Origin of the sequence: Methanobrevibacter arboriphilus JCM 13429 = DSM 1125, from assembly GCF_002072215.1 — an archaeon.
GTDB lineage: Archaea > Methanobacteriota > Methanobacteria > Methanobacteriales > Methanobacteriaceae > Methanobinarius > Methanobinarius arboriphilicus.
In genome coordinates this window covers 1-16,488 of record NZ_JXMW01000032.1, presented here as the reverse complement: position 1 = coordinate 16,488, position 16,488 = coordinate 1, and the positions used below count along the sequence as shown (strand labels likewise).

Genomic DNA, 16,488 nt, shown 5'->3' with positions numbered 1-16,488 from the left:
TTTGAATTATTTTATTATTACTATTCATATTATTTTTATTACTCATATCATTAATGTTAATTTTATTATTACTATTATTAATTTTAGTATTATAATTTGTATTATTAATGTTAATATTATACTTAGTATTATTAATCTTAGTATTATTTCTATTACTAATATTGAGGTTAGTATTATTTACTATTATTAATATTATTATTAATAATTGTAATAATATTAATTTACATTATATTAATTTACACTATATTAATTTGCATTGTTAGTGTTATCATTAGTAGCTATTTAATATTTAAAATCATTAATATATTCTTAATATTAAATTGTGTAGTTAAATTGCATTATATATGAAAAAGCAGAGTAGTGATTAATATGGAAATGATTGCTGTTTATGAGGTTAAAATTGATAATAAAACTTATAAAGATAAATATAAATTCATTGGACTTTTAAATTATACAAATGATGTTTTAAAACACTTAGAAAAGAATTCTGCAGGAGGATTTTACTATTTAAGAGTTAAACTTGGATTTAATAAAAATATCTCTTTTAAAGAAGTTCTTGAAGTAGCAGAAGAGAAAACTATAAAAAAAATAGAAGAAATCAAAAAAGAAATGATAATGGAAAAAAACTATTTACACATTGAATAATCTAAGAAACTAACTTTTTAGTAATTTAAACTTTATTTAAAAAATTTATTTAAAAAAACTTATTTTAAAAATTTATTTTAAAAATTATTTATATTTTATTATATTATTGGTTTTATGAAAAAAATTATTTATATTAATTGTTTATATTAAATTATTTAAATATTATATCTAACTATTATTAGGTCTAATTAATACCGTATTTAAATATACTATATTTAATAAATAGATATCATAATATAATTATTATTACATATATTCTTAAGATATATTATGAGATATATGTATTATGATATATAATGATATATAAGATATAATGAAATATATTTTAGGAGATTGAAAAATGTCAATGACAAGTAAAATCAATACATTCGTTTATAAAAACGATAATTTCATAGAAAAAGAAGATGAGATTGTCTCTGATGAAACAATAACTTTAGTTATAAATGACTCTTTGACTAGAAGTTTTTCAATCAGTCCTGATTCTTTAAAAGAATTTACAGTTGGATATATGTTAGGAGAAGGATTAATAAGTAGTATTGAAAATGTTGAAACTATAGATATAGAGGGGAATAATATAAGTGCTACTATTGATTTAGAAGATTTTGATATAAAGAAAGAATTGATAGTTGGTTCTGATTGTTTTGGAGGTTGGAGAAGCAAAATAGATTTTATAGACAAAGTTGAATCTGATTTTGTAATTGATCCTAATGATTTATTAGAAAATACTGAAAAAATTAGAGAAAAGGCTATAACTTGGAAAAATACTGGTGGTACTCATATAGCTAGTTTTATAAATAAAGAAAAAAATGAATTTATCAGTAGAGAAGACATTAGTAGGCATGTAGCTGTTGATAAGGTTATTGGTGCTGCTGCTTTAAAAAAACTTGATTTTAAAAATTCTTATATTATTTATAGTGGTAGGATGCCAGCTGATGTATTGATAAAAATAGCTCGTGTAGGAATTCCGATAATTGCTTCAAATGCAGCTCCAACATTATCTGGATATACTGTAGCTGATGAAGCTAATATAACTATGGTAGGATTTATAAGAGGAGACAAGTTTAATGTTTATACACATCCAGAACGTATAATAGTTTAACAATAAAATAATGTCTAATAAAATAAAATTTTGATAATATATCTTAATAATTATATTTTAATAATAATATTTTGATGATAACATTTTGATAATAAGATTTTAATAATAATATTTTGATGATAATACTTTAATAATATAATATTTTAATTATTAGCATAAAGGTGTAAAATTGATTGAAAAACTTCTTAATGATTATTTTATGGTAAATTTAAATAAGAAATTATCATTATCAAATAGAGCAAAGTTAATACCATCAAAAAATTATAATGAAATAAATCTTCTTTGGAAAGAACATCAAAAAATACAAAATGACTTAGACAATGGAAAATATAAATGTCTAAATGATAGTATACCGGATTTTTCTTTTCTTGATTTAAAGATTAAGATTGCAAATAAAATATTTAAAGAATGTATTTTCTGTCCAAGAAAATGTAAAGTTGATAGAAACAATAAAACAGGTTTTTGTGGTGTAAAAAATCCAATAATAGCTTCTGAATTGTTCAATCAAAATGAAACATTACCTCTAATATTTAACACTGATTCTAATATTAATTCTAATATTAATTCTAATATTAAATCTAATATTAAATCTAATATTAATAACAATTTTAATACTAATAGCAATTTTAATATTAATAATAATTCTAATACTAATAGTAATTTTAATAGCAATTTTAATATTAATAATAATTCTAATAGTAATTCTACTATTGATTCTAATATTATTTGTAATACTAATCCTAATACTGATTTAAACATTATTTTTAATTCTGATTCAATTACTAATTATAATAATAATTCTAATGATAATTCTAATAATAATTACAATAATAATTTTAATAGTAATTGTAATGTTGATTCTAAAAAAGATCTTAATAATAATGATAATAATAATTCAAATATTCTTGAAAATGATAATAATTATTGTAAAAAGTCATCATTATGCATAGCAGGATTAAATGAAGAGAGTCCTTTAATCCCTAGTTATAAAATATTCTTTTCAGGTTGTACATTAAGGTGTGCTTTTTGTCAAAATCATGAAATTAGTATAAATCCAAAAAATGGAATATTTATAAATAAAAAAGAGTTAGCTTTTAAAATAGATAATAATAGATTAGCAGGTTCAAGTAATGTAAACTTTGTTGGTGGAGAACCAACTCCTAATCTTAATTTTATCTTAGAAACTATAAAATTAACTAAAGAAAATATTCCTATTATTTATAATAGTAATATGTATCTATCTACAGAAACAATGCGCTTATTAGATGGGTTTGTTGATCTTTATCTTACTGATTTTAAATTTGGTAACAATAAATGTGCTTCAAGGCTTTCTGGTGTTTCTGATTATATGGAAATTGTTGGCAATAATCATAAAATAGCTTTAAATTCTGGAAATATTATTATTAGACACTTAGTTTTACCTAACCATGTAGAATGCTGTTCAATACCATTAATGGATTGGATCGTTGAAAATTTAGGTGTTAATGTAGTATTAGATGTAGTAGATAAATATAAACCGTTTTATAAAGCTAATGAATATCAAGATCTATCAAAAGCAGTGCAAACTAAAGATGTTAAAGAAGTAATCGATTATGCAAAAAGTTTAGGTTTAAACAATATAATTAAGACCTAAATTAATATTTAAGTTATGAGTTAAATTATAAATTAAATTAAGAACTAAATTAAGTATTAAATTAAAATAAATTTAAAGAGTAATTTAAAAGCTATTTAAAGGTTAATTTAAAAACAAATTTAAAAACTAATTTAGAAACTAATTTAAAATTTTATTGAAAAATCCATTGATTTGATTTTTATAAGTTTCTAAATCAGATTCATTTATAATAATACAATCAGATGTAGCTACAACATTCCCTATACCAAAATCTAGCTCTCTCTGATCTCTTTTTAAGAAACCTTCATATTCAACAGAATCATCATTACGATTCCTACTTTTAAGTCTATTAAACCTTGTTTTTGGAGAAGCAAATACTGATAAAAGGAAAAAATTCTTAAAACTTTTTCTAAACATTCTGACTTCATGTTGGCTTCGAATACCTTCTATAATAAAGATATTTTTTGAATTAGCAGTTTCTGACTCTTTTTTAATTTTCTCAATAGTTAGTTTAGCTAAAACATATTCTCCAAATTCTTCTCTTAATTTTATTGAAGTTTCCCCAACATCAGCATTTCTCTTTTTAGCTTCTTTTCTAACTAAATCTCCCATATTAATTACAATAATATTCTTTTCTTTTGCAATTTTAGAGACTAAACTTTTCCCAGAACCTGGTAATCCCGAAATACCCACAACTTTCATAGAATTCACTTAAAATATTATTTTAGAATCATTATATTTTATACACATGTTTATATTAAATATTATTTATTATTAGCTATTTAATTATTTTATTTAACTATGTTATTTAATTTATTTAACTAACTTATTTAATTTATTTATATTAATTTGATTTAAATTATCTTATTAAATCTGTTATTATATATTAATTATATTATCTTTATAATAATTATTTATTTTTTAGTTTTATTATTAATTTTAGCTATTATTCTTCAATTTTAGCTATTTCAATAAGATCTAAAGATTCTTTTAAGTTTTCTGCATTGGAAAAATCATTTACTATTTTTTTTAAATAACTTTTATCTTTAGATTTTAATTGTTTTGCATATTTAATCATTAAAGGAATAGCTCTTACAATATTATCAACAATAGTAATATCAACTGCTTTAGCAGTTCTTGATAAAGGATTTAAATCAATAGCTATAACTTTTTTACCATTATTAACAAGAACTTCAGCCCTATCACCATCTTCCAGAGAAACTAAAACAAGATCTGCAGAGTAAATTCCTTCTTCAGAAGCTGTAGCTCTAGGAGAATCAATGTTATTAATATATTTTAAGTTTTCACTATCATCACCCAATATATTTTCATACCCTAAATTTCGATATATATTTGAAATTATATGAACACGTTCTTCAGTTCTATAAAATAAATTAATCTCGATTTTAGAATTTGTTTCATTAGCTAAATTTACTATTTCTTTTGCAGCTAATGCAGTACTATTACCATTTACTGATATAACTGGATTTTTTGCTAAAAGAAGGGTTGCTACACTTGCTTTAATTGCTTTTTCAGATGATAGGGTTGTTTTTTCTCCAATAAGATAATCAAATGCTTCACCTCTACCATGAGCAATCATTCCAGAATCAGCTAAATATCCTTCTTTATAAGCATCTTTTATTTTTTCTCTTTGAATAAGTGATTCATATCTAGGATGACTTTTAGGTATCATATATAATTTAGATAATATTACAAAGTTTATAAAGTTATTGTATATAAATATTTTAAGCATTATTTTTATACAAAGTATTAAAACTGTTGATATTAATTTATACTTTAATTTGTATTTTAATTTTTATTTTAATTTATATATTTTATTTATTTTTTTAATAAATTATTTATGTAATAATTTATATAAGTTTATATAATCAAATTTAATTTATTTGAGAATTATTAACATTTATTATTAATATTTATTATTTTTTAGGTGAAAAAATGAATTTAATGGAAAAATTATCAATAACTCCAGGAATTTCTGGTTTTGAAGGAAAAATCGTTGAAATTATTAAAGAAGAGCTTGAAAATCATGTTGATGAACTTGAAGAAGACTTAATGGGTAATGTTATAGCTATTAAAAAAGGTGAAAAGAAAGGACTAAAAGTAATGTTAGCTTCACATATGGATGAAATAGGGTTAATGATTCGTCATATTGATAAAAAAGGATTTCTTCGCTTTACAAAAATTGGAGGAATTAATGATCAAATGTTATTAAATCAGACTGTGACAATTCATAGTAAAAATGGAGATATCACTGGTGTTATTGGATCAAAGCCACCTCATGTAATGAAAGCTGCTGAGAGGAAAAAAATTATTGAATATGATTCAATGTTTATAGATATTGGTGCATTTTCAAAAGAAGAAGCTGAAGAATTAGTGAGTGTTGGAGATCCTATAAGTTTTAAATCTGAATTTGAAGAATTTCCCAATAATTTAATCATGGGTAAAGCTCTTGATAATCGTATTGGTTGCTATATAATGATTGAAACAATCAAAAGAGTTAATACTAAAGCAACGGTATTCGGTGTTGGAACTGTTCAAGAGGAAGTTGGTTTAAAAGGTGCTAAAACATCATCATTTAAAATAGACCCTGATATGGCTTTTGCTTTAGATGTTACTATAGCAGGAGATCATCCAGGAATTAAAGAAGATAATTCTCCAGCAAAGATTGGGGAGGGTCCTGCAATAATATTAGCTGATGCAAGTGGAAGAGGTATTATAACTCCTGAAAAAATTAAAAACTTGTTAATATCTTCATCCAAAGAAGCTGATATTAAATATCAACTTGAGGTAAGTGAAGGTGGAACTACTGATGCATCTGCTATTCATTTAACTAGAGATGGAATCCCAACAGGAGTAGTTTCAGTCCCAACAAGATATATACATACGACTGTAAGCATCGCAAGTATGGAAGATGTTGAAAATACAATCAATTTACTTGTTAAAGCGATTGATAGTTTATAATGAATTTAATACTTTAAATTCATTTATGAGCTTTTTTTATTAATATAATTATTTTATTAATATATAACTAATTTTTATTATACTATATTATATAATAGTAACAGATAGTATTAAAAATTTAAATAAATATAATAATTAAAAAGCAGAATTCATTTTTTAATTTTAATAATATTAATTATTACTCTATCTATTATTATAGAATTTTTATTTTAACTGTTATATTATTATGTTTCAATATAGTTTAGTTTCACTTATGTTTCAACATCATTTTTAATGTTATAAATTGAAATTATTTTAAAAAAGTAAAGAAAAAAAGATATTTTCAAACTTTTATTACTTCTTATTTTTCTAAAGCTTTAAATCCTATAGGAACAGTACTATATTTAGTTCCAGCTGCTTTTTTAACTTCTTCAACATCATTAGTTAATCTTGAAACTGGTTTCCATGAAATATCTTCATCTTCACCTACAATAGATACATTATCAACTAATCCTTTTTCAAGTAAATACATTAATATTGAAGTTACAGCTCCCCCATCTTGACCTTTAATCTTACTAGATCTTACAGAAACAATATCCAAATAATCTCCTAAAGGTTTTTCCTCGAAATCATATCCTAAAATGTTTTTACTAAGGAATGTTCTAGGACAAGCATAATAACAAGCATGGCAGTCTTCTTTACATTCACCAAATTTTTGAGGTTTTCGATCATCAATTTTAACTATATCTATTGGACAAACATATTCGCAAGCTCCACAGAGTACACATGCACCTTCAGATATAACATCAGACTCTAAATTCTCAAATTGACATTCTGAAGATATTTCTTCAATTTCATCATCACTAATTTTTCGCCTATAAATAACAGGCCTTGAAACTTCTTCTCTCAAATTTATATTTTCAAGATTTTTCTGTATTTTTTGATTAGCAATTCTTTCAAGTAATTGTTTTCCTTTTTCTGATATTTCTTTAGTTTCAAAATAATTCTCTTTTTCTGCATTTTTAACTATTTCTTTTCCTTTTTCAGTCCTAATAATCACAGTAGACCATCCTTTAGGAGATCCAAGAGAACCTATAGAAATATCAGATATATCGGAAGTATAATCAAGACAGATATCACAATTTTTTCTTTTAAAAGAATCAGTTTCAGATAAAGGAACCATAAACACATCATTATTGTTTAAAATTACCTTAAATTTATTTTCTTCAATTCTAAAACCTTTAACATCATTAATATCAATTTTTTTATCTATTAAAAATTCTTTTAAATAAGTATATGAAAAGTTTTCCATACAAAATAATCCTATTTTGACATCAATAGATGATCCTCCAGTTTTATCTGAATACTCATTAATTTTAGTAGCAGCTAATATTTGACAAGGAGTTCCAACCATAGCAGTTTTTACATTATTATCCATCATATCACCTTCTCCTCCATAAAAAAAAGAACCCTAATAATATCTTAAGCAAATATATGCTAATTTTAAATATTTAAATATATAATAATTCATAAATAATTTAAATTATTATATTGAGTATATACTAACTTAAGTATATAATAATTATATATAAATACTATAATATTTATAATATTTAATTTGCATCCTTATTTAATTAAAGTAAATTACATAATAAAATATTTATTAATAAAAAGATAATTAAATAAAAAATATAATATTATACTAATATTACCATTAAAATATAACTATTAAAATATATTTGTATTAAATATATTGATAAATATTAAAATATATTATTAAAATATAATGTTATTAAATATTAATATTATTAATATATTTCATTGAATTAAATGAACAATATTATACATTAATTATATTAGTTCTAATATAATTTAAATATTTCCTTTTATAATATTCAAATTTGAACATTTTTCAAAATACTGTAAAATAGCCAAATCTCTTAATTAAATAGAATTTATTAATTAAATAACTTATTAAAATTATTAATTATATAAGTTATTAATTAAAATCATTGATTAAAGAATTTGTTAATTAAATAACTATTAATTAATAAGTATTAATTAATAAACATTAATTAAATCTAACTATTCATTAATTTATATTATTTAATATTTTATATTTAATATTTAAATCATAATCAATAATTTAATCCATTTTATAAATTAAACTAATTTTAGAGCTAAATTTAAAGATATTGGAAAACTTTATTAACAATTATAAGAATAAATATATATTGTATTTATAATTGACTGCTAAAAACCTAATTTTTAATATTAGTGATATAAATGGGAAAAAAATCTTCTAATAATATAAAAAAGGAGTTTGAAAACCTTAGGAATAATTTACTTGATTTAACTCTAAGAAATCAATTGTTAAACTATAAACCTAGGTCTAAAACTATTGAAGTAGTTAATCAATCACCTATGTCTGTTTATCAGACACTTATTTTACAAAAAAAGAAAATGCAGTTTGTTCCAAACAAAAAGGAACGAAAATCAAGTTCAAAAGATGGTGAAAATAACCAAAAAAAATCAAGGTTTTCTGCACTTTGGGAACATCCACCTATTGATTTAAGTATTTTTTCTGAAGGAGATAAATCTTTAAAAGCTGATCTCACTCCAAAGGAACTTCAAAAAAGGCTTTTTTATATTAATCAGCAAGCTAATACAATGTTTCAAGAACAAGGATATAATATTTTGTATTTAGCTATTGGTTTTTTAGAATGGAGAGATACTATAAAGCCTAATGAGGTACATGCAGCTCCATTAATATTAATACCTGTATCAATTGAAAGAAAAAAAGTGGGTAAATCATTTTCTATATATTGGAATGAAGAAGATATACAATCAAACATTTCACTGCAAGCTAAATTAGCAGAAGAAGGAATTGAACTTCCAGAATTTAAAATAACTTCTTATATTGAAGGTGTTGAACATTATTTAAGAGATATTAAAAATGCTGTAACTAAAATGAAAAATTGGAAAGTTACAAAACATATATCTCTAGGATTTTTTTCTTTTACAAAATTTGTAATGTACAATGATTTAAACCCTGAAAGCTGGGAAGAAAATGTAGATTTAACAAAACATGAGCTCATTGAATCTATATTTAATCCAAAAAAAAATAATCATGATCAATCATTTAATGAAGAAGATGTTGATAAAGAATTACTTTATAAAGATATGTATCAAGTACTTGATGCTGATTCATCTCAAATAGCTGTAATAGAAGATGTTAAAGCTGGGAGAAATCTTGTTGTTGAAGGACCGCCTGGAACTGGTAAATCGCAAACTATTGTTAATGTTATAGCTGAGCTTTTAGCATCAGGAAAAAGTGTCCTATTTGTAAGTGAAAAAATGGCTGCATTAGAAGTTGTTAAAAATCGACTTGATAATGTTGGTCTTGGTAAATTTGTTCTTGAGTTACATAGTCATAAAACTAAGAGAAAAAAGCTATTAAAAGAGCTACAAAAAGCATTGAATGTTAGAGCTATTGATGATATTAACATAAACCAAATACTTAGGAAATTAGAAAAATTACGTCATCAACTAGATGAATATGCAGAAATCATTCATCAACCAGTATACAATGTTCAAATGTCTCCATTTGATTTATATGGAATGAAAGAGTATGCTGAAGATCATTTCTCTAAAAAAGGTAAAGGATCAGATGTAAATGAATCAAAAATAAGTACAATTTTACCATTAGTAAGGTTTAAATCACCAGAAAATTATACTCTTAAAGATTTAGATGATATGATTATAGATCTTGAAAATCTAGCTGAACTTCATGGTACTATATCTAAAAATAATCCTTGGAGTAAGTGTAGTCCTAAAAGTTTACTTCCCTCTGATTTAAGAGAAATTGAAATGCTTATTAATGATACTTTAGATTCATTAAATAATTTTTCTTTTGAATCTGAAAATTTATATGAAAATTTTGGAATTAAGACAGCTAAAACACTAAGAGAATATGAAAAATCTTTAGAATCAATAAAATTATTAGATAATAAAAGTATTAGTTTAATCGACAGTAAGATACTTACAAATAAATGTTGGATAGACAACCCAAACAAAGCAAGCGAATTAATACAAAAATTAGAAAATTATCAAATGACTTCAAAAGTTATGAAGAAGTTTAATGATAATGTATTTAGTGAAAACTTAGATAAAATAATAATAAATCTTGAAAAAGAAACAAATAAAAGATTTAAGCTTTTTGGAGGAAAAAATCATAAGGAAGAGCTAAAATATCTATATAAAAGAGAAGTTCCTAATGATAAAACAGCCCTAAATGATCTAAAAACTCTTAAAGAACATATAGAATTTAAAAAAGAAATAAATAATATAACTAATGTTGGAATCGAATATTTTGGAGAATTGTGGCATTTAAATGCTTCTATAGTTGATTTAAAAGATGCTACAATTTTCATGAGAAAATTCATTCATTTATTAAAAGAAGGAATATATAATGAAAATACTATAAATTTACTTTCAAATTCTATGTTTGATGTTGATTCAAAAAGTGAAATAAAAAATTATCTTGATTTAGGAGATAAATTTATTAAAAATCTTTCTGATTTAGAGAATAAATTAAATCCAAGAAGTAAATTAATATTTAAAAAAGAAACAAAAGATGTACCATTTATTAAATGGGAACAACAATTAAATTCATGGAGAGGACAAATTTCAAGTTTACATCTCTGGTCACAATATCTAAATACAAAAAATTCTTGTTTATCTACACCAGCTAAACTATTTGTAAATACTGTTGAAAAAAGAAACATTAAAAAAGATGATGTAAAACCTCTTGTTCTTGGAAATTTTGCAGATAGTTTATTAAACATTGTATTTGCAGAAAATCAATCATTAGCTACTTTCATAGGTGAATTACATCAAAACAAAATTTCAGAGTTTAAAGAATTAGATTCTAAAATAATTGAGATTAATAGACGAAGAATATTCCAAAAATTAAATAAAAAAGTTCCAAAAGTTTTTGGAGCTGCAGAAAATCCTGAAGCTAAAACACTAGCAGGTGAATTTACAAGAAAAAGAGGTCATCTTCCTGTAAGAACTCTTCTTGAAAAATCTGGAGGAATTATAAAACAAATAAAACCATGCTTTATGATGAGTCCATTATCAATTGCTCAATATTTAGATCCTACAAATCCTAAATTACAATTTGATGTTGTTATTTTTGATGAAGCAAGCCAAGTAAAACCAGAAGATGCTCTTGGTGCTTTTATGAGAGCTAAAACAGCAGTTGTTATGGGTGATACTCAACAATTGCCTCCTACATCTTTTTTTGAACAGATGACTGGAATAGATGATATTGAAGAAGTAGCTACTGCTCTTGATATGGAAAGTATACTCCACCTATGTAAACTTTCTTTTCCTGTTAAAATGCTAAAATGGCATTATCGAAGTCGTCATGAGTCTTTAATTGCAGTTTCAAACAAGGAGTTTTATGATAATGAATTATTAGTATATCCATCACCTTCCCATAATACTAAAGAATTAGGATTAAAGTTTAAACATGACTCTAGTACTGTTTATGAAAGAGGTAAATCTTCTGCAAACCTTCTTGAAGCAAGGGCAGTTGTTAAAGAAATTTTTAAACATTTTAATAAATATGGTGATAGGAAAAGTTTAGGTGTTGGAACATTTTCTGTAGCACAGATGAATGCTATATTAGAAGAACTTGAAATTGAAAGAAAATTACATCCAGAATTAGAACCATTATTTTCAGATAAGATGAAAGAACGTTTCTTTGTTAAAAATCTTGAAACAATTCAAGGTGATGAAAGAGATGTTATTTTAATTAGTGTAGGTTATGGATTTGATCAGAACAGAAAAATGTCTCTTAATTTTGGACCATTAAATCAAGATGGTGGAGAAAGAAGACTCAATGTCCTTATAACTCGTGCTAGAGAAAAATGTGTAGTTTTTTCTAATTTTAAAGCTCATGATATGCATTTAACTGCTAATCCTCCTTTTGGTGTAAAAGCTTTAAAAGAATTTCTAGAATATGCTGAAAATATATCTCATGGAAATGTTATTAATACATCTAAAGGTGATGAGCCTTTTGAAGATGCAGTTTATACATTCTTAAAGAAAAATGGATATAAAGTTGATAAAAAAGTTGGATGTGCGGGTTTTAGGGTTGATTTAGCTATTATTGATGAACATAATCCTGGAAAATATATTGTTGGAATTGAATGTGATGGTAAAATTTACTCATCATCAAAAGTTGCAAGAGACCGTGACCGTCTTAGAGAACAAGTATTAACAGGATTAGGATGGAATTTATATCATCTTTGGTCAACTGATTGGTATAGAAATAGAGATTTAGCTCGTGAAAAATTAATATCAGCAATTGAAGAAATTAAAGCTAAATCTATTATTAATGAATTAGAATCAATGGAAATTAAAAAAATTCCTTCTGAAGATGACAATCTAAAAATTGTAAACCCAATTGAGGATGATGATACTGAAGAGAATTCTAATGAAGATATTTTAGATTATGATAATGATGAAGAAGATATTGAAAATTCTATTGATATTGAAAATATTATCAGTTCTATTGACAACAGTGAAACAGATAAAATTGATATAAATAAAACTTCTAATTTAAATGATGAAAATATGGGCATTATTATAGAAAACACTTATGATGAATCTAATTTTGATTCTAATAAAAATAAAGATTTTGATATCAATAATTTAGATAATGAGGATAATAAAACAAATAATAACAATAATATTATTAATAATAAAAATAAAATAAATGATGATAAAATAAATACTAATAAAATAAATACTAATGAAATAAATACTAATGAAATAAGTGATAATGAATTAAATACTAATGAAGTAAATAGTAATAAAATAAGTGGTAATGAAATAGATAATGATGATATAAGTACTAATAAAACGGATGATAATAAGATAAATGATAATATAGTAGACATAGGTAGAAATAATATTAATAATAATAAAAATGAATCGATTAATGAGAATATAATAAATAAAAAGATTAAGCTGGATAAAGCTAATTCTAAAGAGCTTGATTATGATAAAATCAATACTAATTCCTTAGAAAAAAGTGAAGAAGAAGAAAAATTAATAAAACCAAAAATTAAATTTAGATCTCACTTAATGAATAAAACAGATGATGACATAGATATTATTGATTCTACTAATAAACAAGAAATTAATACAAAATATAACAATAAAGAAAATATTAATAAAGAAAATACTGATAAAGAAAACAATAATAAAAAAAATAGTAATAAAGAAAATATTAATAAAGAAAAACAGTAATAAAGAAAATATTAATAAAGAAAATACTGATAAAGAAAATAATAATAGAGAAAATACTAATATTGAATATAATGATATAAAAAATATTGATATAGAAGATAATAATAGAGAATATGATGACAAAAAAAGCAATGATAATGAATACATTGAAGATGAACTTGAAAAAGAGATAAAAAAAGCTTTAAGTCAAATATCTGAATATTCTGATGAATCAAAAAATAAGAATGAATATGATAATACAGAACAGATTACTGAAAATATTATCATTAGTGAAAATACAGACTTTAAAAATAATAACCCTATAGATTCCATTAAATATACTACTGAAAACAATAATGAAATAAATAATATTAAAAATATTGAAGATAATACTATTAAAAACAATTCTGAAAATAAATTTAATAATAATAGTATTAAAAATAGTTTTGAAGATGATTTCGAAGATAACAGCATTAAAAATAACACTGAATCTGAGAAAGATGATAAAAATATTCATAAGGAAAATTATGATAATAATAAGTATATTGAAGAAAGCACTTCAAATAATACCCCTTATAGTGATAATAATCAAGAGTCTGAGTCTAGAGATGAAGAATTTCAAGACCTTGATTTTGATGGAATAATGACATATGAAGGAGCATCTAACATTGATAATCCTCTTAGAAGGAATAGTTTCAATTATAATAGAAACAAAGAAAGAAACTTTGAATCTCAAAACATTAGAGATAGGATGAGGTCTGTTTCTCAATCAATAAATGAAATAAAAAATGAAGTTAAATATATAAATAAATCATTAAAAGAAATTGAAAATCCTACAGCTCCAAAAAAAGTTTTTGTAATAGATAGGACTCTTCCAGTGGATGAGTATAATGATAATCATCATTACAATCAGGAGGATTATAAAAGTGATGCTAATGATGATACTTATGAGAACCATGCTGAATATAATGTAAACAGTTTAGATTTAAATAAAAGATTAAAATCTAATGATAATGTAAGCTCTGAAAACTATTCAAATTATTCAAACTCAAAAGATAATTTAGAAAACATTATTCAAGATTTAAATGAAGATTATATAAAAATTGAAAAAGAAAGAGCCCAAAAAATTAATCAGCTTAAGGAAAAAGATACAACAAAAACTATTAAAAAAGATGATATTAATGATTTAATAGCTAACTACAAGACAGCTAAAGACATACCTGTCAATAAAGCTGAAGAATTCTATAATTCAACAAATAAAAAACTTTTAGATATTGTTAATAGTGTTGTTATTGTTGAAGGACCTATACATATAAGTGAATTTACTAGTAGAATAAAAGAGAGTTGTAATCTTAAAAGAGCAGGTCCTAAGTTTAAAAAACATATTAGTAAATCAATATCATTAGCTGAAAAAGAAAATGCAATTTTGATTATAGATGATTTCTTATTCCCAAGTAACTGGACAAAAACAACAGTTAGAAAAAGAGTAAATCCAAATATTGATCTGATATCAAAGGATGAAATTGAAGAAAATATAAAAATTGTATTGAATTTCATAAGTCCAATTAATCAAAAAGAATTAATCAAAAGAGCTTCTAGGAATTTTGGATTTAAATCAACTTCTAAAAAGACATCTAATAAAATAAATGAAGTTATAGATTATATGTTTTCTAAACAAATAATAAATAACAATAATGGAGAAATTGAAGTTATAAGTAAAGATAAATAAAAAGAAAGTTCATTCTAATGTTTTTTTAATCATATTGATGTTAGTTTCAATAAGTTTATCTAATGAACATTCAATAAGTATACTCCAAAGTCTTATAATTCCCCGAAATATAGTGAAAATATAGATAGATAACTCTTCTATATCAGTGCTTTTCTTAATTTCTTTATTTTCTATAGCTTCTTTAATCAATTCATTGAATAAATTAAGTATATCTTTGCTACTATCATCATATAATTTTCTAAATTCAGGATGTTGATGATAAATTCCTAATTGCATTAAATAATACTGCCCAAAATCAATATTATTTTCATAAAGTATTTCAATTGCATTTTGATTATTTTTAATGTTATATTTTGTAAAATAATAAAATATAAACTCTAATTTTTCATAAAATGATCTTTTCTCTGAATATAAGTCATTTTTAAAGTTTTTAACCTCATTAAACACATATTTTTTAAGAATATAATCTAAAATATCATTTTTATCCTTAAAATGATAATAAATTGCTCCAGTGGTTACGTTTGCTTCTTCTTGTATTTGTTTTATTGATACATTGTCAAAACCATATTTTAATGATAATAAAAAAGCCGCTTGTGCTATTTTATCTTTATTTTTCATATTAAACCCCCATTAGAGAAGTATATTAAGTGAATACTATCTATAATATAAATAGTATATTATCATATTAATATTTTTTGATGTTTTTTAGGCTAAATAATCATGCAAAGCTATTAATTAATATATTATTATAATTAACTTAACAATAGAATTTTATAGATTTTTTAAAGCATGAAGTTTTATATAATTCAATAATTTAAATTATATAATATAATATAAAATAAAATAATAAAAAATATATAATCTAAAAACAAAAAATATATAATCTGAAACATATATCTTAAAACATGTGATCTAAATTGTATAACTTAAATATATAACCAAAAATATATACTAGTAAAAATTTTTATTACTATATAACTAAGAATATCTAAAAAATAAGTAAATGATATAAAATAATAAATATAATTTATAATAAAATAAATACAATACATAATAAAATAAATAGAATTAATATTAAAATAAACAAAATATATAATAAAATAAACATAGTATATATTAAAATAAACAGGATTAATATTA

General features: G+C 22.7%; 10 protein-coding genes. 6 read left to right on the top strand and 4 right to left on the bottom strand.

The annotated features are described in order from the left end of the window. Positions 1-369: 369 nt before the first annotated feature. From MBBAR_RS09890 to MBBAR_RS09880, 3 genes are all read left to right on the top strand, one after another. Entirely contained in the window at positions 370-645 is a 276-nt protein-coding gene (locus MBBAR_RS09890) for a hypothetical protein (RefSeq protein WP_080461176.1), read from the top strand. A gap of 340 nt (positions 646-985) precedes the next feature. Continuing rightward, positions 986-1,744: a formate dehydrogenase accessory sulfurtransferase FdhD gene (gene fdhD / locus MBBAR_RS09885; protein WP_080461175.1), complete on the top strand. Its 759-nt coding sequence runs from the start codon at positions 986-988 to the stop codon at positions 1,742-1,744. Positions 1,745-1,913: 169 nt separating this feature from the next. Continuing rightward, positions 1,914-3,377, top strand: coding sequence for a radical SAM protein (locus MBBAR_RS09880; protein ID WP_080461174.1), 1,464 nt, complete (start codon positions 1,914-1,916; stop codon positions 3,375-3,377). A gap of 138 nt (positions 3,378-3,515) precedes the next feature. Here the strand turns inward: MBBAR_RS09880 and MBBAR_RS09875 are convergent, their stop codons facing one another. After that, entirely contained in the window at positions 3,516-4,058 is a 543-nt protein-coding gene (locus MBBAR_RS09875) for a nucleoside monophosphate kinase (protein ID WP_080461173.1), read from the bottom strand. Between the two features lie 244 nt (positions 4,059-4,302). Then, on the bottom strand, positions 4,303-5,049 hold the full coding sequence (locus MBBAR_RS09870; protein ID WP_080461178.1) for a 4-phosphopantoate--beta-alanine ligase: 747 nt from the start codon (positions 5,047-5,049) through the stop codon (positions 4,303-4,305). A gap of 263 nt (positions 5,050-5,312) precedes the next feature. Between MBBAR_RS09870 and MBBAR_RS09865 the strand changes: the two genes are divergently transcribed. Beyond that, positions 5,313-6,338 (top strand): M42 family metallopeptidase, encoded by a 1,026-nt coding sequence (locus tag MBBAR_RS09865; RefSeq protein WP_080461172.1) that lies wholly within the window; start codon positions 5,313-5,315, stop codon positions 6,336-6,338. 340 nt (positions 6,339-6,678) lie between these two features. Here MBBAR_RS09865 and MBBAR_RS09860 read toward each other — a convergent pair whose 3' ends face one another. Next, on the bottom strand, positions 6,679-7,758 hold the full coding sequence (locus tag MBBAR_RS09860; protein WP_394334527.1) for a Coenzyme F420 hydrogenase/dehydrogenase, beta subunit C-terminal domain: 1,080 nt from the start codon (positions 7,756-7,758) through the stop codon (positions 6,679-6,681). 845 nt (positions 7,759-8,603) lie between these two features. On the opposite strand from MBBAR_RS09860, the gene MBBAR_RS09855 reads away from it, so the two are divergent. Both MBBAR_RS09855 and MBBAR_RS10590 read left to right on the top strand, forming a co-directional pair. After that, a complete protein-coding gene (locus tag MBBAR_RS09855) occupies positions 8,604-13,640 on the top strand; it encodes a DUF4011 domain-containing protein (RefSeq protein WP_249025065.1) in 5,037 nt (1,678 codons plus the stop codon). 622 nt (positions 13,641-14,262) lie between these two features. Further along, positions 14,263-15,348, top strand: coding sequence for a DUF3320 domain-containing protein (locus tag MBBAR_RS10590; protein WP_346218176.1), 1,086 nt, complete (start codon positions 14,263-14,265; stop codon positions 15,346-15,348). A gap of 9 nt (positions 15,349-15,357) precedes the next feature. Here the strand turns inward: MBBAR_RS10590 and MBBAR_RS09850 are convergent, their stop codons facing one another. Further along, entirely contained in the window at positions 15,358-15,966 is a 609-nt protein-coding gene (locus MBBAR_RS09850; protein WP_080461170.1) for a TetR/AcrR family transcriptional regulator, read from the bottom strand. Positions 15,967-16,488: the final 522 nt, after the last annotated feature.